This window comes from Sphingomonas sp. jy18, assembly GCF_056931895.1.
Genome location: NZ_JBXPBT010000006.1, coordinates 73843 through 94636, shown reverse-complemented (window position 1 = coordinate 94636; position 20794 = coordinate 73843). Strand labels below are relative to the sequence as shown.

Sequence of the window (20794 nt, the reverse complement as noted above, 5' to 3'; positions counted from 1 at the left end):
TGTGGGTGGCATAATCGGGGACTGTCCCCGATTAATGGCAGCGTACGATGACCGAATCCGATTTCATCGCCGCCTTGCGCGCCGCCGCCTGCTCCCCCGAAGCACGCGGGCTGGCGGACGATTGCGCGGTGCTGGGCGATCTGGTGCTGACCCATGACATGATGGTCGCCGGAACGCATTTCCCGCTGACCGCAGACCCTGCCGACGTCGCCTGGAAGCTGGTGGGGGTCAATCTGTCCGACCTCGCCGCCAAAGGCGCACGCCCGCTGGGCGTGCTGCTGGGCCACATGCTGGGCGAGGATGCCTGGGACCGCCGCTTTGCCGAGGCGCTGGTGGCGGCGCTCGACCATCATGGTGCCGCACTATGGGGCGGGGACACGGTGCGCGCGCCGGCCGCCAGCACCACGCGCGCCATCGGGCTGACCGCCATCGGCCGCGCCAGCCATGTCCCGGTGCCGGCGCGCAGCGGCGCGCGCGTGGATGATGCGCTGTGGGTCACCGGCTGCATCGGCGCGGCAATGCTGGGCTATCAGGCGGACCGTGACGGCGACGCTGCGCCCGCCGCCGCGCTCGCCCGCTTTCGCCGCCCGGTGCCGCGCGTCGCCGAGGGCATCGCGCTGGCCCGCCACGTCACGGCGATGATGGACGTGTCCGACGGACTGCTGCTCGACGCGCTGCGCATGGCCGAGGCGAGTGCGAAGACCATCGCCATCGACAGCGCAGCGGTGCCCGTGGCCGCCGGTCTGCCGGATGCGCTACGCGGCGACGCGATGCGCTGGGGCGACGATTACGAGCTGCTGTTCACCCTGCCCGCGGGCATCCGCCCGCCGGTGGAGGCGACGCGCATCGGCACGGTCCTGGCGCAGCAGCGCTCACCCCTGCTGGTCGATGGCATGGCGCCACCGGGCGGACAGGCGTTGGGCTATCAGCATTAGCAAGCTGGAAGCGATGTTCGCTGCATTGCCCTACCCCATCTCGTCGCCCCGGGCCTGATAGGGGGCAAGGCTTTGTCTGGCGCCGTTGCCAGGGAAGCCAAGCCCCGCATCACGTGCGGGGCGACGGTTGTGTTTATGCGGACCTCGATTCCAGGCGGCAAACGAGTCGCTCTCCTGCAAGGGCAGGGAACAATGGGCGTTCGCCGCGATCCGCAAAATCCGCGCTTTTGCTTGCCCTTGCCGGTTTAACCCCTTAGGCCCGCCTCCGATGCATCCGCGCAAGGGGGCGCGGTGCGGGACGCGGGCGCTTGCGCCCCCCGCCCGACAGACCCTTCCCGCGGAACGCACCGCAAAATCAACGGGAGGAAATTGGGTCCCATGTCTATCGCTTTGATCGCCATCGCGCTCGGCCTTGTCGCCGTGCTCTATGGCATCATTACCAGCCAGCAGGTGCTCCGCGCCCCGGCCGGTAATGCCAAAATGCAGGAAATCGCCGCCGCCATCCAGGAAGGCGCCCAGGCCTATCTCGGCCGTCAGTATCGCACCATCGCCATCGTCGGCGTGGTCACCGCGGTCGTCCTCGCCATCTCGCCGCTCGGCCTGACCTCCGCCATCGGCTTCGTGCTCGGCGCGGTGCTGTCCGGCGCGACCGGCTTCATCGGCATGAACATCTCCGTCCGCGCCAACGTTCGCACCGCTGCAGCGGCGCAGACGGGTCTGCAGTCGGGCCTGACCATGGCGTTCCGCGCCGGTGCCATCACCGGCATGCTGGTCGCCGGCCTGGCGCTGCTCGCGATCGCCGGCTTCTTCTGGTATCTGGTCGAGGTGGCGGGCAACGCCGCCAATGACCGTATCGTCGTCGACGGCCTCGTCGCGCTGGCCTTCGGTGCCTCGCTGATCTCCATCTTCGCGCGTCTGGGCGGCGGCATCTTCACCAAGGCCGCGGACGTCGGCGCCGACCTCGTCGGCAAGGTCGAAGCCGGCATTCCGGAAGACGATCCCCGCAACCCCGCCGTGATCGCCGACAACGTCGGCGACAATGTCGGCGACTGCGCAGGCATGGCCGCCGACCTGTTCGAAACCTATGTCGTCACCATCGGTGCGACCATGGTCCTCGTCGCGCTGCTGCTCGGTGCCTCGCTCGGCGCGCTGCTGGTCCCGCTGATGAGCCTGCCGCTGCTGGTCGGCGGCGTCTGCATCATCACCTCGATCATCGGCACCTATGCCGTGCGTCTGGGCGGCGGCACCAACATCATGGGCGCGATGTACAAGGGCTTCCTGCTCACCGCAGTCCTGTCCATCCCTGCCATCTGGTGGGCGACCGGCTATGCGCTGGGGGACATGAACGCCGTGATCGGTGCCGACGACATCAGCGGTGCCAAGGGCTTCACCGGCATGGGCCTGTTCTGGTGCATGATGATCGGTCTGGTCATCACCGGCCTGATCGTGTGGATCACCGAATATTACACCGGCACCAACTACCGCCCGGTCCGCTCGATCGCCAAGGCGTCCGAAACCGGCCACGGCACCAACGTCATCCAGGGTCTGGCGATCAGCCTCGAGGCGACCGCCCTGCCGACGCTGGTGATCGTCATCGGCATCGTCGCCACCTTCCAGATCGCCGGCCTGATCGGCATCGCCTTCGCGGCCACCGCCATGCTGGCGCTGGCCGGCATGGTCGTCGCGCTCGATGCCTATGGCCCGGTGACGGACAATGCCGGCGGCATTGCCGAAATGGCCGGTCTCGACGATTCGGTCCGTGAAAAGACCGACGCGCTCGACGCGGTGGGCAACACCACCAAGGCCGTGACCAAGGGCTATGCCATCGGTTCGGCCGGCCTCGCCGCGCTGGTGCTGTTCGCCGCCTACACCACCGACCTCAACGCCTTCGCCGGACGTCTCGGCCTTGGCACCAATGTCGATGGCACGGCTGCGGTCGATTTCAGCCTGTCCAACCCCTATGTCATCGTCGGGCTGCTGCTCGGCGCACTGCTGCCCTATCTGTTCGGGGCAATGGGCATGACGGCGGTCGGCCGCGCTGCGGGTGAGGTGGTCAAGGACGTCCGTGACCAGTTTGCCAACGACAGCGGCATCATGACCGGCGCGTCGAAGCCCAACTATGCCCGCACCGTCGACCTCGTCACCAAGGCAGCGATCAAGGAAATGATCATCCCCTCGCTGCTGCCGGTGCTGGCGCCGATCGCGGTCTATTTCATCATCGCCCAAGTGGCATCGCCGGCCGAAGGCTTCGCCGCGCTCGGTGCCCTGCTGCTGGGCGTGATCGTCGGCGGCCTGTTCGTCGCGCTCTCGATGACCTCGGGCGGCGGCGCGTGGGACAATGCCAAGAAGTATATCGAGGACGGCAACCACGGCGGCAAGGGCAGCGAAGCCCACAAGGCCGCCGTGACCGGCGATACCGTGGGCGATCCCTACAAGGACACCGCCGGCCCTGCCGTGAACCCGATGATCAAGATCACCAACATCGTCGCCATCCTGCTGCTCGCGGCACTGGCGCACGGCTGATCCGGACCGCCGGCGCCGATGGTGCCGGTCGCTCTCATCGATCAATATACATTACCCCGGCGGAGCAATCCGCCGGGGTTTTTTCTGTCCTGTGCCCCTGCGCAACGCCAGTACGTCGGGAATGAATTGTTCACCGCGCCGCGCTATGGCGCTGGCATGGACGGCAGCGTTACCATGTCTCTGGGCGTCGACGATGACGCGGCGGTGCCGGTGGCGCCGTGCCCTGGTCCTGCGGAGGCAGACCAGCCGGCAGCGGCGCTGACCCTTCTCGCGGGGGCCGAGATGGCCGCGCGTGCGGCGTGGTCGCCCATCGCACCGGGCCACGATGCCAATGTCTTCGCAGAGCCGTGGCTGCTCGGACCCGGGCTGCGCCATTGCGATGCCGGGCGGGTGGTCAAGGTCGCGCAGGTGCTCGGGCACGACGGCGCGCCTGTCGGGCTGGTGCCGCTGATCGCCCAGCCGAAGCTGGGGCGGCTGCCGCTGCCGACGCTGGCCACCTGGTCGCACCCCAACAGCTTTCTGTCGCCGGCGTCCGCAGCCGCGGGCCAGGAGCAGGCGATGTGGCAGGGCGTGCTGACACAGGCGCCGTCGCTGTTCCCGGCCAGCCGGGCGCTGATGGCCGACGGGCTGGTGGAGGGCAGCGCACTGCATGCCGGCCTGATCGCCGCTGCCGCAGCGCTGGGTCTGCCGACGATGGTCGAGGCGCGCACGGTGCGCGCGATGCTGGCGACCGATCTCGATGCCGACGCCTATTGGGATGCCGCGGTGCGCGCCAAGAAGCGCAAGGAGTTGCGCCGCCAATGGGCGCGGCTGGGCGAGGAAGGCACGCTGAGCGTCGAGCAGCGCGACGGCGGCGGCGATCCGTCCGGCTGGATCGCCGAGTTTCTCGCGCTCGAAGCCAGTGGCTGGAAAGGCGCCAATGGCTCGGCGCTGGCGAGCAACGCCGATACCCGCGCCTTCTTCAGCGAGGCGATGGCGGCCGGCTGGGCCGAGGGCAAGGTGCTGCTCACCGCGCTCAGGATCGACGGACGCGCGATTGCCATGCTGATCACGCTGGTTTCGGGTCGGGCCGGCTTTTCGTTCAAGACGGCCTTCGACGAGCGTTTCGCGCGTTTCTCCCCCGGCGTGCTGTTGCAGCGGGAAAGCCTGGCGCTGCTGACCAGCCGCAAGCTCGCCTTCATCGACAGTTGCGCGGCCGAGGACCATCCGATGATCGACAGCCTGTGGCGCGAGCGCCGCACCATCGTCAGCCTGTCGATGCCGCTGCCCGGTGCGGCCAACCGGCTGCTGTGGCAGGCCGCCCAGACCGCCGCCGCGGCGTGGCGCAGCGTCAAGGCCCGGCGCACGGCCAGCAAGGCGCCACCGATTGCCCGAGAGGAAGACGACGCATGACCGCCCCGCATTCCGCCGCCAGCTTTGCCGGAGGCAGCGCCCTGCCCTGCTTCGGCCCCGATGCGCGCGCCACGATCGCCGCCGCCTATCCCAACGATCCGGCCATCCTCGACCATGGCCTGCGCGACCATCCGCTGCTGACGCTGGAGGCGCTGGCGCAACTGGGCGAGGCGCTGCCGGCGACTTCGATCGAGTATAATCGTGCCGATATCGGCGTCGGCACCATGCCCGACGATGCCCCGGCCAACGGGCTCGGCATCGGCGACACCATCCGCACCATCGCCGAAAACCGGAGCTGGGCGGTGCTGAAGAATGTCGAGGCGGTGCCAGCCTATGCCGCGCTGATCCGCGATCTGCTCGCCGAGCTCGACGATACCGTCGCGCCGCGCACCGGGCCAATGCTGACGCTGCAGGGCTATATCTTCATTTCCAGCCCCGGATCGATGACGCCCTATCATTTCGACCCGGAGCACAACATCCTGCTGCAGTTGCAGGGCACCAAGGACATGCACGTCTGGCCCGCCGCCGATCCGCGCTTTGCCCCGCAGCCCGAACATGAGCGCTATCATGCCGGCGGCCACCGCGGCCTGCCCTGGTCGGATGCGTTCGACGGGCAGGAATTTGTCGCGCATCTGACCCCGGGCAAGGCGGTGCTGATGCCGGTGATGGCGCCGCATTATGTCAGGAACGGGCCGGAGCCGTCGATTTCGCTGTCGATCACCTGGCGTTCGGAATGGAGCTATCGCGAGAGCGAGGCGCATGGCGCCAACCGCTGGCTGCGCGCACGCGGTTTCAGCCCCAAGGCACCGCCGCGCTGGCCGCGCCACGCCCGCGCCAAGACGCTGGCGTGGCGTGCGGCGCGCAAACTCGGGCTGGTCGGATAGGTGGCGGCCGGGCCTGTCCCCGCGATCAGTTCGCGGGGCGGCTGTCGTCGATCTTGTCGACCCACGCCGGATAGAAGGCAGGCTCTCGCGCCGACCAGCCCGCTGCGGTTGCCGCGCTTTCGCCGATCGACTGCAGCAGATCCTTGCGCTTGGACGGGTGGATGTGCGGCAGGGCCGCCGCCGCGCAGAAGGCACCCGGCAACCACGGACGCGCGCCCGCACCCAGCAGCCGCTCATAGAGGAAGCGATAGGCGGAAAAGCTGTGCAGCCGGTCCTGCCCCAGATCGAAGGCGGACAGGCGGACGAGACCGCCCATGAACGGCTCGACATGGTCAAGCCCGCTGTCGTCGGGGATCGCCTCACGCACATCGGGCAGGCGCTCGTAGATCTTGGCCTGCACGCGGATGCCCGCTTCCTCGACGACATCGCGCGACCAGAGCGCCACCGCATCGCCGCGTTGCAGCCCGATATCGAGGCTGCGGCGGATATACCGCTGCGTGCGCGACGGGAAGCTGGCGAATTCCCGCATCTCCGCAATCGCCATGTCGCCGGGTTTACGCTGGTTGCCGATGGTCATACCTTGCCCCTCGTCTGTACCTGTGTCGTCCTTTCCCATCCCCGAGGCCAAGATTGCACGGAAAGTCTTTCCCGGCAATTAACCCTGTTTGCGCTTCGTCGCATCTGCTGCGGCTGCAACGATGTGGTTTGCCCTGACCCCGCCTTGCCGCTAATCAGCGGCGCATGTCGCACCCCGTCATCTCGGCCACCGGCCTCTACACCCCGCCCGACAGCATTTCGAACGAGGAGCTGGTCGCGAGTTTCAACGCCTATGTGGCGCAGCACAATGCCGAGCATGCCGAGGCGATCGCAGCCGGAACCGTCCAGGCGCTGGAGCCGAGCTCGGTCGAGTTCATCGAGAAGGCGAGCGGTATCAAGGCGCGGCACGTGATGGACAAGGCCGGGGTGCTCGACCCCGCCGTGATGCGTCCGCGCGATCTGGAACGACCCAATGACCAGCTGGCCATCCTCGCCGAAATCGGCGTCAAGGCCTGTCTGCAGGCGCTGGAGCGCGCCGGGCGCGACCCGGCCGATGTCGATGCGGTGCTGTGTGCCTGTTCCAACCTGCAGCGCGCCTATCCCGCAGTAGCCGTGGAAATTCAGGATGCGCTGGGCATCGAGGGCTTTGGCTTCGACATGAATGTCGCCTGCTCCTCCGCCACCTTCGGTATCCAGACCGCCGCCGATTTCATCCGTGCGGGCCACGCCAGAAGCGTGCTGGTGGTCAATCCGGAGATCACCTCCGGCCACCTCAACTGGCGCGACCGGGACAGCCACTTCATCTTCGGGGATGTCGCCACTGCCATCCTGGTCGAAAGCGTCGACATCGCCCCCGCGCAGCACTGGGACATCGTCGGCACCAAGCTGAAGACCGTCTTTTCCAACAATATCCGCAACAATTTCGGCTTCCTCAACCGCACCGCGCCCGAAGGCCGCGACGACGCGGACAAGCTGTTCGTCCAGGAAGGCCGCAAGGTGTTCAAGGAAGTGGTGCCGATGGTCTCGGCCATGATCCTCGCCGAGATGGAGAAGCTGGGCCTGCCGCACGGCAGCATCCGGCGCACCTGGCTGCACCAGGCCAATGCCAACATGAACCGGCTGATCGCCGGCAAGGTGTTCGGCCATGAGGCGAGCGAGGACGAGAGCCCGACGGTGCTCGACAGCTATGCCAACACCAGCAGCGCCGGGTCGATCATCGCCTTCCACCAGCATAATGCGGATCTCGAAAGCGGCGATACCGGACTGATCTGCTCGTTCGGAGCGGGCTATTCGGCGGGCTGCGTATTCGTGCGCAAGGTCGGCTGAGCCAAGGCAACATCGCGCAAGACCGGCTGCCCGGCCTGCGCTAGCGACTGGGCATGGCGAGCGAGAACATCATCCGCTTCACCGGCGGCGACAGCGGCGAATGGGCGGTGCGCAGCATCACGGCGGTGACCGGGGACAGCCTGCCCGCGGCGAGCCACATGGCGGTACGGATCGGCGCCGCGCCGGTGCCCGATGCCGCCTGGGACCTGGCCGGTGCGATCAGCAACCTGCGCTACACCACTGCGGGCGAGCGGGCCGATCTGCGCGCCAGCCAGTCCGGCCTGGGGCGCAGCGAGGCGCGCCACGCCGCGCTGATCCCCATTTCCAAGTCGCAAGACTGGTGGGATCTGGCACAGGACGAGCGGCTGGCGATCTACCGCGCCGCGCAGCACACGCCGATCGGCATGGAGTATCTGCCCGAAATCGCCCGCCGCCTGCACCATGGCCGCGATCTGGGCGAGACCTTCGATTTCCTCACCTGGTTCGAATATGCGCCCGAGCATGAGACGGCGTTCGACAAGCTGCTGGTCCGCCTGCGCGCGAGCGAGGAGTGGCGCTACGTCTCGCGGGAAGTCGACATCCGGCTGGTTCGCAGCGACAGCCAGGGTCAGGAGCCCTAGCGCAGTCCGGCCCGCTCCAGATGCGGCCCCAGCCGCCCGGTCAGCCACAGCGCCCACATGCGAAAATCGCCGGCGAGGCTCCACAGCGGATAGGTGAAGGTCGCTGGGCGGTTGCGCTCGACCAGAAAATGCGCAGCCCAGGCAAAGCCATAGCCCGCGACCGGCAGCAGCATCAGCAGCCCCCAGCGCTGCGTTGCCAGCGCATACAGCGCGATGGCGACGAGCAGGCTGGTCCCCGCATAATGCAGGCCGCGCGTCAGCGGCTTGCCATGCTCGCGCAGATAATAGGGCCAGAATTCGGCGAAGCTGGAAATGGTGCGATCGGCCATGCCGTCCTCCTTCCCCGCTATCGTAGCGTCGCGGCGCCGGTTGGCAACGCGCCAGTCCGCCGCTAGGGTCAGAACCCACTAAATGCGCGCTCGAGGTTCGAGGCCATTTTGTTCAGGGCGAGGAGGCAAAGCGAAGGAATATGTCGATATTTCAAGACTTGCCGACGCAGCCATGGACAAAATGGGTCGAACCCCTGCGGGGCGGCGAAATGGCTTCGATCTCGGCTCCAAGCGGCCTTGCAGGTGGAACCACCACCCGCGGCGGCCACCTGAACCCGATATCTTCGCCATTTCACCGCCTCGAACGCGCATTTAGTGGGTTCTGACCCTAGGGATCGTGCCATGACCGCCTTCACCGTCAACGGCCGCCCGGTGCGCTACCGCATGGACCCGGCGACGCCGCTGCTGTGGGCGCTGCGCGATGCATCCAACCTGACGGGGACCAAATATGGCTGCGGCACCGGCGAATGCGGGGCCTGCATTGTCGATGTCGATGGCGAGGCGCTGGCCAGTTGCCAGATCAGCATCGCCGATTGCGAGGGGCGGTTCGTTACCACCATCGAGGCGCTCTCCCCCGACCGCAGCCACCCGGTGCAGCAGGCATGGGTCGCCGAGCAGGTGACCCAGTGCGGCTTTTGCGAGCCGGGCATGATCATGGCGATCAGCGTCCTCCTCAAGAAAACCCCCGACCCGAGCGATGCCGAGATCGAGGCGGCGATCACCAACATCTGCCGCTGCGGCATCTACCCCCGCGTCAAACCCGCCATCCGCCGCGCCATCCGCATCCGCGACGGCGAGGAACGCGGCGACGCCGCCCCGCCGCCGGGGATCAGGCCGGCGGATGCGGCGCGCGAGGTTCCGGCGTTGGTGCCGAAGCGGTAGAACGTCGCAATTCCTGGCTCCGACCATCCTGAGCTTGTCAAAGGATTGCCCTTCTTGCTTGCTACCTCGCACAAGCGAAGGACAGCCCTTCGACAAGCTCAGGGTGGTCGGGTATTGGGAGAAGGCATAGCATGAAGGGAGCGAATCCATGACCGACGCCGCCGACTACACCCCGCCCGCCGTCTGGACATGGAACCGCGACGCCACCCACCGCTTCGCGAGCATCAACCGGCCTATCGCCGGGCCGACGGCGGACAAGGAATTGCCGGTCGGCAAGCATCCGTTGCAGCTCTACTCGCTGGGTACACCCAACGGCGTCAAGGTGACGGTGATGCTCGAGGAGCTGCTGGCGCTGGGGCATAGCGGCGCGGAATATGACGCCTGGCTGATCAATATCATGAATGGCGACCAGTTCGGTTCGGGCTTCGTCGACATCAACCCCAACAGCAAGATCCCCGCGCTGTGCGACCGCAGCGGGCCGGAACCTGTGCGGGTGTTCGAGAGCGGGTCGATCCTCGTCTATCTCGCCGAGAAGTTCGGCGCCTTCCTCCCTGCCTCGGGCCCGGCGCGGACCGAGGTGTTCAACTGGCTGATGTGGCAGATGGGCGCGACCCCGATCCTCGGCGGCGGCTTCGGCCATTTCTATGCCTATGCACCGGTGAAGCTCGAATATCCGATCGACCGTTATGCGATGGAGGTGAAGCGCCAGCTCTCGGTGCTCGATATCCGGCTGGGCGAGTCGGAATATGTCGCCGGCGCGGATTACAGCATTGCCGACATGGCGATCTGGCCCTGGTATGGCGCGCTGGTGAAGGGCCTGGTCTATGGTGCGGCGGAGTTCCTCTCCGTCCACGAATATACCAATGTAATGCGGTGGACCGACCAGATCGCCGAGCGTCCCGCGGTCAAGCGCGGCCGCATGGTCAACCGCACGATGGGCGATCCGGCAAGCCAGCTCCACGAACGGCACGATGCGAGCGATTTCGAGCTGAGGACGCAGGATAAGATCGAGACCGCGGGATAACAGCCTCCCCGCAGGGGAGGTGGATCGCCGCAGGCGAGACGGAGGGGCCGGAGCGGCGTTCTGAGCCGCTCGGAACGCCGCGCCGGCCCCTCCGACCGCTTCGCGGCCACCTCCCCTGAAGGGGAGGATGCGCTCTGCCAGTTATGTCGGGCCACCTTGTGCAGCAAAAAGGCCGCCGGATCGCTCCGGCGGCCTCTTCATTGGGCTGTGTCAGGCGTCAGACCTTGTCGCCGAGCGCGCCCTTGACGCTGCCCTTGACGTTCTGGGCTTCGCCCTTGCGTTCCTGAGCGACACCGCGTGCGTGCAGGTCGGCGTCGTTGGTGGCTTTGCCAGCGGCCTGCTTGACGTTGCCAGCGGCTTCGTTGGCGAGGCCCTTGGCCTTGTCGGTGAATTCACCCATGATCGTGTCCTTTCGGTTGATACTTGCAATAAACAACCGAGGGCTACGATCGTTCCCGATATGGTCAGATCAGCCCGGCGAGCGGGCTGCTGGGATCGGCATATTTGCGGGTGCTCATGCGTCCGGCAAGATAGGCCATCCGGCCGGCCTCGACCGCCGATTTCATCGCTTGCGCCATCAGTATCGGGGCCTTCGCCTCGGCAATCGCGGTATTCATGAGGACGCCGTCGCAGCCCAGTTCCATCGCCACCGCCGCATCGCTGGCGGTACCGACGCCGGCGTCGACCAGCACCGGCACGCGCGCGCCCTCGACGATCAGCCGGATGGTGACGCGGTTCTGGATGCCCAGCCCCGAACCGATCGGCGCGCCGAGGGGCATGATCGCCACGGCGCCCGCATCCTCCAGCTGCTTCGCGGCGATGGGGTCATCGACGCAATAGACCATCGGCAGGAACCCTTCCTTGGCCAGCACCTCGGTGGCGTGCAGCGTCTCGCGCATATTGGGGTAGAGCGTCTTTGCCTCGCCCAGCACCTCCAGCTTGACCAGGTCCCAGCCGCCCGCCTCGCGCGCCAGCCGGAGCGTGCGGATCGCGCTGTCGGCATCGAAGCAGCCGGCGGTGTTGGGCAGATAGGTGACCTTCTTCGGATCGATGAAGTCGGTGAGCATCGGCGCGGCCGGATCGGAGACGTTGACGCGCCGCACCGCGACGGTGACGATCTCCGCGCCCGCGGCTTCCACCGCTGCGGCATTCTGCGCGAAATCCTTGTACTTGCCGGTGCCGACGATCAGGCGGCTGGTGAAGGTGCGACCGGCGACGGTCCATGTGTCCGGGGAGGGGGTGGGCATCGTAACAGTCCTTGAGTTTTGCCCGTCATTGCGAGCAACGCGAAGCAATCCAGAGTCGCGCGGCGCCGCCCTGGATTGCTTCGCTGCGCTCGCAATGACGAAACAGGCAATGTTTCTGGTTACCCCCCGCCGACGAAATGCACGATTTCCAGCACATCGCCATCGGCCAGCAGCACGTCGGCCAGCGTCGAGCGGGGCACGATTTCCCGATTGCGCTCCACTGCGACCTTTGCCGGATTGAGCCCGATATCGGCCACGAGCGCAGCGATGCTGGTGCCTTCGGCGATGCTGCGCGGGTCCCCGTTTAGGGTGATCGATAGCATCGTCAGCCGCTCACGGGCCGGTCGGCGGACCACCCGGAGCAGCCGCCCCCGGGGCACCGCCCGGCGCGCCGCCGGGGCCGCCCGGACCGCCTGCGCCCATTTGCTGCATCATCTGCTGCATCGCCTGGATTTCGGCGCGCGAGCGCTTGTCGAGCACTTCGACATCGAAGGTGATGTCCGTATCCGGCGGGATCACGCCGCCAGCGCCGGTCGAACCGTAGCCAAGCTCGGACGGGATGAAGAGCGTGTATTTGCCGCCCACCTGCATGCGCTGCAGCCCCTGCGAGAAGCCTGGCACCACGCTGCCGGCATCGAGCGGCGCCTGATCGGCCGAATCGAACACCGTGCCATCGGGCAGACGGCCTTCATATTTGATCAGCACCACATCGTCGGCGCTCACCATCGCCCCCGACCCGGCACGCACCACCGTCAGCTCGATCTGCGGCTGGCGCGACAGCGTCATCGCCCAGGCAGCGGCGCCGATCACCAGCAACAACACCCCCACCCACAGCACGGCGATGCCGGATTTGCTGACGGGACGAAGCGGAACGGCGGTAACATCGGACATAGGATCATTCCCCCCTCGGGCGGTCGCACGGGATGACGGCGGCTATAGCCTAGCTGCCCGATGGCGCAAGCGCTGCGGCTATGGGGCGGCGTTCGCTTCCGCCGCCGCCCGTCGCATCATCCCGGCGATTTCGGCAAGGCGGTTGGTGGCGATCAGCTCTACCTCGAACACCAGGTCGCTGTTGGGCGGGATCGGCCCGGCACCCTGCGCGCCATAGGCAAGATCGGCGGGGATGAACAGGCGATAGCGGCCGCCGCTGCGCATCTGCAGCAGCCCCTGCGTGAATCCGGGCACCAGCTGGTTGACGAAGAAGATCGCGCTCTGCCCGCTATCGAACACCGTGCCATCGGGCAGCCGGCCGGTGTAGTTGACCAGCACCAGTTCCTCCGCGGTCGGCACCCGACCCGTGCCGGGCACGATCGCCTGCACCTCGACCGACGGCAGGCCGGCCATCGCGCGCGCACGCTCCGGCGGCCCGGCATCGAGCAGATCGACGGTGAAGACCAGCGTGCTGTTGCCGGGGATGGGCCCGGCACCGGCCGGTCCATAGCCCAGCTCCGCGGGAATGGTCAGCCGGTAGGATCCGCCCACCCGCATCTGCTTGAGCCCCTGCGTGAAGCCGGGAATCAACCGCCCGACCGGCAGTATCGTCCGCTGCGCTTCATCGAACATCGTCCCGTCACTCAGCGTGCCGCGATAATTGACCAGCACCACATCGTTATCGCCCGGCGTGGCGCCGGTGCCAGGAGTCAGCGTCTCCAGCGTTATCGATGGCGCCGCGGCCGCGGTGGGTGCGGGGCTGGACGGAGGCGCGTCCTGCGCGCTGGTCGGGGCCGACAGCGCCACTGCCAGCAGCGTCAGACAAATAGAAAACATGCGCATCGCTTCGACTCCAGCAACCAAAGGAAAGGGCGGCTGCCTTTCGACAACCGCCCTTCGCCAAATTCGGGTTTTGCGCAATCCTTAGCGGACGCCGTCACGCTCCAGGCGCTTGCGCTCCATCTTGCGGGCGCGGCGCACGGCGGCGGCGTGCTCACGCGCGCGCTTTTCGCTGGGCTTTTCATAGTGGCGACGCAGCTTCATCTCGCGATAGACGCCTTCACGCTGCAGCTTCTTCTTCAGGGCCCGCAGCGCCTGGTCTACGTTGTTTTCGCGAACGACAATCTGCATAAAACCGCCACTTATCCTTGTCTGTTGAAGGCCGGAGCCGCCATCCGGCAGCTCAACAGCACCGGCAATAATCCATGGTTCGCCGCGAATCCCTTCGCGTCGCTACCGGGCCGTTAGCAAGCTCCGCCCGGAACTTCAAGCATTTCGGCACGCATTCACGCGGACCAGTGGCCTGCGCGCCACAGTGCCGCGATGAGCAGCGGCCATAGCAGAACGATCAGGGCAAAGGGCACGACCGGGCCCCACGGCACCGCCGCCGCGCCCTCAGCGCGCCACAGCGGCACGATGAACAGGCCGAGCCACAGCGCCTTGTAGACCACCTGCAGCACCAGCACGCCGGCAAAGGCGCGCGGCGCGAACAGGCCTAGCGCGGAGGCGACCATGATGCCGCACCACAAGGCAGCGACCAGCAAGCGCAGCCCCGGCGATTCCGGCACCGCCGGCCCGAAGATAGTTGCCGTGCTGTCGGCGCGCGCCAGCGTCGCGACCACCGGCAGCAGGATCAGGATGTTGGCGCCATAGGCCGCGCGCAACAGCGTATCGAGCGTCATCGGCTGGCTCCGTTCATTCTTCGATACCCGCCTGCTGCGCCCGCGCTCGCAAATGGCGCAGCGCCCGTATGATCTTGGGCCGCATCGTGGCCGTCTTCATCCAGCGGGGCAGGCGCGCCATCATCGTCAGCCCGGCGACCGGCCCGCGCTCCCGCAGCGATGCGCCGAGCCACGCTTCGAGCGCGTCGAGATGCGCGAGATTGTCGACCGCCAACTCATGCCCGCTGACCTGCGTGCGCAGATAGAGCGGCCGCCAGATCAGGCCGCCGCCCGGGCCCTCCGGCGGGAAGGCATATCTGGCGGGATAGTCTACGGTCTTGCCACAGGCGGGGCAGCGGACGCGCAACTTCATCTTGCCATCGACCATGCGCGCGGTCGGCATCGCCCGCTGCGGCAGCGGGCCCCGGCAATGGCTGCACAGCGGATTGTCGAGTGCGATGCGCCCCCACGACGCGCTTTCGCAGCCGCGCCGCTGGACAGTCATATAGCCACAACGGCGGCAGTGGGCGCCACGGCCGCTGTTGGTTGCCGGCCCGTCGCATTGCGGGCACTCGATCCACACCACCCGCCCGAACTGGCTGCGCCTAAGGCCGGGGTCGCGCGCGCGGCGCGGGTCTGAGACGAGGGGGCGAGTCGGTGCCGGCATCGCCGCACCATCGCGCAAAGTGCCGTGGAGGAAAAGCCGCCTGCCCTGCAGCGGCTTGACCCGGATTGGTGCCCCTGGCCGGACTCGAACCAGCACGCCTTGCGGCATCCGATTTTGAGTCGGACGCGTCTACCAATTTCACCACAGGGGCATGTCCGTGGGTCGAGCGAGGCGCTTAGCCTCCCCCGCCCGACCCGCGCAACCTACTTCTTGAGGTCGCGGGCAATCGTCTTGGCGGTCGCCGCGCCGAACGGCGGCTTGAGCCCGGCCAGCTTGGCGACATCCACCTTCGCCTGCCGGTACACCGACTTGGCGTGGCTGAAGGTCTTGAACCCGTCATAACCATGGTAATTGCCCATGCCGCTGGGGCCGACGCCGCCGAACGGCAGATCTTCCTGCGCGACATGGAAGATCACGTCATTGACGGTCACGCCGCCCGAAATCGTCCGGTCGAGCACGCGCGCTTCCTCGGCGGCATCCTTGCCGAAATAATAGAGGCCGAGCGGACGATCGTTGGCATTGACGTGCGCCACCGCTTCCTCGGTGCTGCGCACCCGCTTGATCGGGAGCAGCGGGCCGAAAATCTCTTCCTGCATCACCTTCATGTCATCGCTGACGTTGCGGATGATGTGCATCGGCATCTTGCGGCCGTTGGCGGATGCGAAATCCTCGCCCGCCGGATTGACCACCGTCACCTCCGCGCCCTTGGCCTTGGCGTCCTCGACGAGGCCGGTCAGCCGGGCATGGTGCCGGTCGTTGACCACCGAGGTATAATCGTCGTTGTCGAGGATGGTCGGGTACATCGCGCTGGCGCTGGCGACCAGCTCGTCGACCAGTTTCTGCTCGCGCGCGCCGTCGATCAGCACATAATCGGGGGCGAGGCAGATCTGCCCCGCATTCATCAGCTTGCCCTGCGCGACCTTGCCCGCGACCTCGGCAAGATCGGCGCTCTGGCCGACAATCACCGGGGACTTGCCGCCCAGTTCCAGCGTCACCGGCACCAGATTTTCCGCCGCCGCGCGCATGATGTGGCGGCCGATGCTGGTCGCGCCGGTGAAGATGATATGGTCGAACGGCAGTTCGCTGAACGCCTTGCCCACTTCGGGACCACCGGTGACGATGGCGAATTCCTCGGGCGCGAAATATTGCGGCACCAGCTTCTCGAAGAGGGCCGAGGTCGCCGGCGTGAATTCGCTCGGCTTGGCGATGGCGCGGTTGCCTGCGGCAAAGATGCCGGCGAGCGGGGTCATCACCATCCCGATCGGGAAATTCCACGGCGCGATGATGCCGACGACGCCCTTGGGCTGATATTCCACCCGCGCGCTCGCCCCGAGCAGGCCGAGCGGGAACATCGGCGAGCGCTTTTCGGCGCGCATCCATTTCGCCAGATTTTTCTTGGCATGCTTGAGCGCGCCGCTGCTGGCGAGCACGTCGCTGATCATCGTCAACTCGCGCGGGCGATGGCCGAAATCCTCGCTGGTCGCCGCGGCCCAGGCATCGGCATGGTCGATCATCATGGCGATGGCGCGGTCCAGCCGGTCACGCCGCACCTCGATCGGCACCGGCAGGCTGGCGGTGAAATCGGCGCGGGCGGCGTCGAGCAGTGCGCGCATCGATGCTGCGGTGTGGCTGGCGGGGCTGGTCTGGACGGGATGTTCGGCAACAGTGGCCATGACGCGACTCTCCTGAAAAAGCGCCGCGCCGTTGCGCGTGCGATACCACCGGCAATCCATCATGCCGGAGACAAGGTTGCAAGAGGAAACTGGTCGGCAGCGCAGGCCGGAGCGCGCAAAAAAAGGGCGGCGGGATGGCACCGCCGCCCATTTTCAGGGGGGAGAGTGGCCCGGCGTGGAGACGACCGGGCCGGAAGGAACTCAGTTGCCGCCAGCCGGGACCGGCGTCGCCTGGTTGGCGATCTCGGCCGGAGCGGCATTGCGGATTTCCTGGACGCCGAGCACGCGCAGCGCCGAGCGGAACTGGCGGGCGGCCGGGCCTTCGCTGCGGGCTTCGCACAGCGCAAGGCCAGTGGCGATGAACTGGCGGGCGCGCTGGGCCTTGGCAGCATCGGTGCTGTTGGCAGCAGCGGTGCGGGCCTGATCGACCAGCGCGGTGCAGCGATAGTCGGTAGCGGCCTGGGCCGAAGCCGGAGCGGTTGCGAACATCACGGCGCCGGTGACAGCGAAACCGAGCAGGGCGGGGAGAAGGGGAGAGCGCATGGGACTGGACCTTTCGTGAGTGGAGAGCCGGAATTTTTTGGTTTCTTTGTGCAACCTATTTAGGGGCCGCTTGCCGAAATGATAAGAGCGTCTAATCTGCACATGTCATGAAGCAGGGCTTATCAATCACCCGCGGCGCGCTCGATGGCGTGGAGGCGTTCCTGCGCGTCGCGGAGCGCCGCAGCTTTTCCGCAGCCGCGATCGATCTCGGCATTTCCGCCTCCGCTGTCAGCCAGACAATCCGCGCGCTGGAAGAGCGGGTGGGCGTCCCGCTGCTGATGCGCACCACCCGCAGCGTCGGCCTGACCCAGGCGGGCGAGATGTTCCTGGATCGCGCGCGCCCCGCCTTCGACGGGCTGGGCGATGCCTTCGAGGCCGCCCGCACCCTCAGCGAGCGCCCGGCGGGACGGCTGCGCATCAACCTGCCGCGCGCGGTGGTGCAGCATCTGTTCCAGCCGATCCTGGCGGGTTTCTGCGCCGCTTATCCCGAGATCGAGCTGGAAATCTGTGCCGAGGACGGCTTCGTCGACGTAACCGAGGGCGGGTATGACGCAGGCGTCCGCCTTGGAGAATCGCTCGCGGCAGACATGGTCGCGGTGCGCCTGTCCGATCCGTTCGGCTTCACCGTCGTCGCGACGCCGGACTATCTCGACCGGCACGGCCGCCCGCAAAAGCCGGCCGACCTGCGCGACCACAAATGCATCCGCGTCCGCCTAGCCACCGGCAATTTCATGGATTGGGGCTTCATCGACGGCAATCGCCAGATCAATGTCGACGTCTCAGGGCCGGTGATCGTCAACGACTTCGCAGCCCTCGTCATGGCAGTCGAAACCGGGGTCGGCATCGCCTACATGGCCGAACCCAATGTCAAGAAACAGATAGAGACCGGCAAGCTCGAAGTGGTATTGCAAGGCTATGGTGCATCGAGCGGCGGCCTGTTTCTCTATTATCCCAGCCGCAGGCAGGTGATGCCCAAGCTGCGCGCCTTCATCGATTATGTCCGCGCCAACCTCGACCCGGCGACGATGGCGCGGCGCTGATGGCCCAAAGCATTGCTTGTCCCCGCCCAAGGCAAAGGCTGTGGAGCAGGACAGGTGGCCCGGTCTATGGCATCGCGATATTGCGGGGACCTGTGCTGCATTCATGATCGATCTTTCTGCCATCGACCTGTCGGCACTGTTGCCGTTCATCCTCGTCGGTTTTGCGGCGCAGCTGATCGACGGCGCGCTTGGCATGGCCTTCGGCGTGATCACCTCGACCCTGCTGGTCGGCGTGCTGGGCGTGCCCCCGGCGCTGGCCAGCGCCAAGACGCATACGGTGGAAATCTTCACCACCGGCGTCTCCGGCATCAATCACCTGTGGCATCGCAATATCGACCTGCGATGGTTCCTGCGGCTGGTCATTCCCGGCATGATCGGTGGCGCAGCCGGGGCCTATTTTCTGACAGGCATCGACGGCGATCTCGTCAAGCCGTTCGTGCTGACCTATCTGGCAATCATTGGTCTGTGGATCCTTTGGCGCGGGCTCAATCACCGCATCCACCTGCGCGACCCCAAGGTGATCGCCCCGCTCGGCCTCGCTGGCGGCTTTCTCGATGCGGCGGGCGGCGGCGGCTGGGGGCCGGTGGTGACCTCCAACCTGCTGATCCAGGGCGCCGAGCCGCGCAAGGTGATCGGCACGGTCAACTCGGTCGAATTCTTTGTCACACTCACCATCTCGGCAGTGTTCGTGACCCAGCTCGGCCTCAAGCAATTCTCGCTGTCGGTCGTCGGCCTGCTCATCGGCGGCGTCATCGCCGCACCGCTCGGCGCGATCCTCGCCAAGCGCATTCCGCCGGCCAAGCTGATGATCTTCGTCGGCACCGTGCTGACCCTGACCAGCGCCTACGGCATCTATCGCGCGCTCGCCTAGAGCCTGCCGTCAAAGGCGCGGTCAGTTCACCATCCGCCCCTTGTCCGCCCAATAGGGTTCGCGCAGCGAGCGGCGCAGGATCTTGCCTGACGGGTTGCGCGGCAGCGCATCGACGAAATCGATGCTCTTGGGGCATTTGAACGCGGCGATCCGCTCGCGCGCCCAGGCGATGATTTCCGCCGGATTGGGTTCGCTGCCAGGCGCCGGCACCACCACCGCCTTTACCGCCTCGCCCCAGCGCTCGTCCGGCACGCCGATCACCGCGACATCGGCGATCATCGGATGCGCGTAGAGCGCGCTTTCCACTTCCGCCGGATAGACATTTTCGCCGCCGGTGATGATCATGTCCTTCATCCGGTCCTTAAGGAACAGATAGCCCTCATCGTCGAGCAGCCCGACGTCGCCGGTGCGCAGCCAGCCATTGCCGATCAGGGTCTTGGCGGTTTCCTCCGGCCGGTTCCAATAGCCCTGCATGATGGTCGGGGACCTGATCGCCACCTCGCCGATTTCGCCTGCGGGCAGATGGCTGCCATCCTCGGCCAATACGGCAAGCTCGACCCCCGGCAGCGCCTTGCCCGCCGCGCTCATCTTGTCGACGCGCGCCTCAGTGTGGTCCTCGGGCGGCAGCATCACCACCGTGCCCCAGGTTTCGGTCATGCCGTACATCTGCGCAAAATCGCACTGCAGCACCTCCACGCCGCGCTTGAGCAGGTCGAGCGGGATGGGGCTGGCGCCATAGGAGAAGGTCTTGATCGACGAGAAGTCGGTGCTCGCCGCCTTGGGATGCTGCAGCAGGATGCCCAGCGCCGCCGGCACCAGGAACAGGCGCCCCAGCTTGAAATCCTGGATGATGTCGAGGGTCGTGCCCGGGTCGAATTCGCGGGTGATGACCAGTTCCTGCCCCGAATAGACCGCACCAAGCACCGTGCCGATCCCGGCAATATGCGCAAAAGGCATGCAGTTGAGCACGCTTTCACCCGGTTCGGCCAGCATCCAGCCAAGGCCGCCATCCTCGATGTGCCAGCGCAGTGTGGTGCCATTGGCGTGGGTCAGCACTGCGCCCTTGGGCTTGCCGGTGGTGCCCGAGGTATAGAGCTGGATCACCGGATCCCCGGCGCTGACCGGAAGGCCCGGATCGCTGCCGTCCTGCGCGCTGCGCCAGGCTGCGAAATCGCGCCAGCCCGGTTGCGGCGCGGAAAGGTCCATACCGATCACGGGTACGGCGACACCCGATGCCGCCATCGCCGCGAGTGCGCTGTCTTCCAGCGCATCGCCGACGAAAAGCAGTCTGGCGGTGCTGTCCCCCAGGATATAGGCGATCTCTTCGCCGGTCAGCCGCCAGATGATCGGCACCAGCACCACCCCGGCGCGTGCCGCGCCGCAGGTCAGTTCCACCACCGCGGCGCTGTTCTTGCCGAGATAGGCGATGCGGTCGCCCTTCCCCAGCCCTTCGGCGACCAGCGCCCGCGCCACCTGGCTGGCGCGGCGGTCGAGTTCGGCGAAATCGATGGTCACGCCTTCGAAGGTCGTTGCCTTCTGGCTGGGTGTCTCCGCCGCCCATTTGCGCAAGGCAGCGCCAAAGGTCTCCGGACGTTCGGTCATCGCACTTCTCCCACCGCTCTGTGGCGTTTGACGTTAACGTGAACGGGAAGGCGCGGGGTGTAAAGGGGGCGATGCCCCCCTTGCCCGCAGACGCGCCAGCGGGCATCG

General features: G+C 66.9%; 23 protein-coding genes and 1 tRNA gene. 10 read left to right on the top strand and 14 right to left on the bottom strand.

Features of this window, described 5'->3' with window-relative positions; translation table 11 throughout:
- The first annotated feature begins 47 nt into the window (after window positions 1-47).
- The 4 genes from thiL (at window position 48) to AC0QC4_RS14060 (ending at window position 5734) form a co-directional block, all read left to right on the top strand.
- Window positions 48-935, top strand: a complete 888-nt coding sequence (gene thiL / locus AC0QC4_RS14075; RefSeq protein WP_483660539.1) for a thiamine-phosphate kinase — start codon at window positions 48-50, stop codon at window positions 933-935.
- Between the two features lie 378 nt (window positions 936-1313).
- Window positions 1314-3458 (top strand): sodium-translocating pyrophosphatase, encoded by a 2145-nt coding sequence (locus tag AC0QC4_RS14070; protein ID WP_483660538.1) that lies wholly within the window; start codon window positions 1314-1316, stop codon window positions 3456-3458.
- Between the two features lie 156 nt (window positions 3459-3614).
- Window positions 3615-4850: a GNAT family N-acetyltransferase gene (locus AC0QC4_RS14065; RefSeq protein ID WP_483660537.1), complete on the top strand. Its 1236-nt coding sequence runs from the start codon at window positions 3615-3617 to the stop codon at window positions 4848-4850.
- Entirely contained in the window at window positions 4847-5734 is an 888-nt protein-coding gene (locus AC0QC4_RS14060; RefSeq protein ID WP_483660536.1) for a transcriptional regulator, read from the top strand. The genes AC0QC4_RS14065 and AC0QC4_RS14060 overlap by 4 nt, the downstream gene beginning before the upstream one ends.
- Window positions 5735-5759: 25 nt before the next feature.
- Here the strand turns inward: AC0QC4_RS14060 and AC0QC4_RS14055 are convergent, their stop codons facing one another.
- Window positions 5760-6311, bottom strand: coding sequence for a hypothetical protein (locus tag AC0QC4_RS14055; protein WP_483660535.1), 552 nt, complete (start codon window positions 6309-6311; stop codon window positions 5760-5762).
- A 164-nt stretch (window positions 6312-6475) separates the two neighbouring features.
- Between AC0QC4_RS14055 and AC0QC4_RS14050 the strand changes: the two genes are divergently transcribed.
- Window positions 6476-7597, top strand: a complete 1122-nt coding sequence (locus AC0QC4_RS14050; RefSeq protein WP_483660534.1) for a beta-ketoacyl-ACP synthase III — start codon at window positions 6476-6478, stop codon at window positions 7595-7597.
- A gap of 53 nt (window positions 7598-7650) precedes the next feature.
- Window positions 7651-8217 carry a chlorite dismutase family protein gene (locus tag AC0QC4_RS14045; protein WP_483660533.1) on the top strand — a complete coding sequence of 189 codons (567 nt, stop codon included), beginning with the start codon at window positions 7651-7653 and terminating at the stop codon, window positions 8215-8217.
- Here AC0QC4_RS14045 and AC0QC4_RS14040 read toward each other — a convergent pair.
- Complete coding sequence (locus tag AC0QC4_RS14040; protein WP_483660532.1) at window positions 8214-8546, bottom strand: Mpo1-like protein; 333 nt, start codon at window positions 8544-8546, stop codon at window positions 8214-8216. The genes AC0QC4_RS14045 and AC0QC4_RS14040 overlap by 4 nt on opposite strands.
- A 342-nt stretch (window positions 8547-8888) precedes the next feature.
- On the opposite strand from AC0QC4_RS14040, the gene AC0QC4_RS14035 reads away from it, so the two are divergent.
- Together AC0QC4_RS14035 and yghU are read left to right on the top strand one after the other, a co-directional pair.
- On the top strand, window positions 8889-9428 hold the full coding sequence (locus AC0QC4_RS14035; RefSeq protein WP_483660531.1) for a (2Fe-2S)-binding protein: 540 nt from the start codon (window positions 8889-8891) through the stop codon (window positions 9426-9428).
- Window positions 9429-9576: 148 nt separating this feature from the next.
- Complete coding sequence (gene yghU, locus AC0QC4_RS14030) at window positions 9577-10452, top strand: glutathione-dependent disulfide-bond oxidoreductase (RefSeq protein WP_483660530.1); 876 nt, start codon at window positions 9577-9579, stop codon at window positions 10450-10452.
- 217 nt (window positions 10453-10669) lie between these two features.
- On the opposite strand, the gene AC0QC4_RS14025 is transcribed toward yghU, so the two are convergent.
- From AC0QC4_RS14025 to AC0QC4_RS13975, 11 genes are all read right to left on the bottom strand, one after another.
- The gene (locus tag AC0QC4_RS14025) at window positions 10670-10852 is read right to left on the bottom strand and encodes a CsbD family protein (RefSeq protein ID WP_483660529.1); all 183 of its coding nucleotides are present in this window, start codon (window positions 10850-10852) and stop codon (window positions 10670-10672) included.
- A 64-nt stretch (window positions 10853-10916) separates the two neighbouring features.
- On the bottom strand, window positions 10917-11699 hold the full coding sequence (locus AC0QC4_RS14020; protein WP_483660528.1) for a thiazole synthase: 783 nt from the start codon (window positions 11697-11699) through the stop codon (window positions 10917-10919).
- A gap of 119 nt (window positions 11700-11818) precedes the next feature.
- Window positions 11819-12022, bottom strand: coding sequence for a sulfur carrier protein ThiS (gene thiS / locus AC0QC4_RS14015; protein WP_483660527.1), 204 nt, complete (start codon window positions 12020-12022; stop codon window positions 11819-11821).
- Between the two features lie 10 nt (window positions 12023-12032).
- The gene (locus AC0QC4_RS14010) at window positions 12033-12590 is read right to left on the bottom strand and encodes an FKBP-type peptidyl-prolyl cis-trans isomerase (RefSeq protein ID WP_483660526.1); all 558 of its coding nucleotides are present in this window, start codon (window positions 12588-12590) and stop codon (window positions 12033-12035) included.
- 78 nt (window positions 12591-12668) lie between these two features.
- Window positions 12669-13472 carry an FKBP-type peptidyl-prolyl cis-trans isomerase gene (locus AC0QC4_RS14005; RefSeq protein WP_483660525.1) on the bottom strand — a complete coding sequence of 268 codons (804 nt, stop codon included), beginning with the start codon at window positions 13470-13472 and terminating at the stop codon, window positions 12669-12671.
- Between the two features lie 81 nt (window positions 13473-13553).
- Window positions 13554-13760 (bottom strand): 30S ribosomal protein S21, encoded by a 207-nt coding sequence (gene rpsU, locus AC0QC4_RS14000; protein ID WP_483660524.1) that lies wholly within the window; start codon window positions 13758-13760, stop codon window positions 13554-13556.
- Window positions 13761-13915: 155 nt separating this feature from the next.
- A complete protein-coding gene (locus AC0QC4_RS13995) occupies window positions 13916-14311 on the bottom strand; it encodes a hypothetical protein (protein ID WP_483660523.1) in 396 nt (131 codons plus the stop codon).
- Window positions 14312-14324: 13 nt separating this feature from the next.
- Window positions 14325-14957: a hypothetical protein gene (locus tag AC0QC4_RS13990; RefSeq protein ID WP_483660522.1), complete on the bottom strand. Its 633-nt coding sequence runs from the start codon at window positions 14955-14957 to the stop codon at window positions 14325-14327.
- 66 nt (window positions 14958-15023) lie between these two features.
- Window positions 15024-15108, bottom strand: a tRNA-Leu gene (locus AC0QC4_RS13985).
- 52 nt (window positions 15109-15160) lie between these two features.
- Entirely contained in the window at window positions 15161-16630 is a 1470-nt protein-coding gene (locus tag AC0QC4_RS13980) for a coniferyl aldehyde dehydrogenase (RefSeq protein ID WP_483660521.1), read from the bottom strand.
- 201 nt (window positions 16631-16831) lie between these two features.
- Window positions 16832-17173, bottom strand: coding sequence for a hypothetical protein (locus AC0QC4_RS13975; RefSeq protein WP_483660520.1), 342 nt, complete (start codon window positions 17171-17173; stop codon window positions 16832-16834).
- A 107-nt stretch (window positions 17174-17280) separates the two neighbouring features.
- Here AC0QC4_RS13975 and AC0QC4_RS13970 point away from each other — a divergent pair, with 107 nt between their 5' ends.
- Both AC0QC4_RS13970 and AC0QC4_RS13965 read left to right on the top strand, forming a co-directional pair.
- Window positions 17281-18213, top strand: coding sequence for a LysR family transcriptional regulator (locus AC0QC4_RS13970; RefSeq protein WP_483660519.1), 933 nt, complete (start codon window positions 17281-17283; stop codon window positions 18211-18213).
- A 103-nt stretch (window positions 18214-18316) separates the two neighbouring features.
- Entirely contained in the window at window positions 18317-19084 is a 768-nt protein-coding gene (locus AC0QC4_RS13965) for a sulfite exporter TauE/SafE family protein (RefSeq protein ID WP_483660518.1), read from the top strand.
- A gap of 21 nt (window positions 19085-19105) precedes the next feature.
- Here the strand turns inward: AC0QC4_RS13965 and AC0QC4_RS13960 are convergent, their stop codons facing one another.
- Entirely contained in the window at window positions 19106-20686 is a 1581-nt protein-coding gene (locus AC0QC4_RS13960) for a long-chain-fatty-acid--CoA ligase (RefSeq protein ID WP_483660517.1), read from the bottom strand.
- Between the last annotated feature and the right edge of the window lie 108 nt (window positions 20687-20794).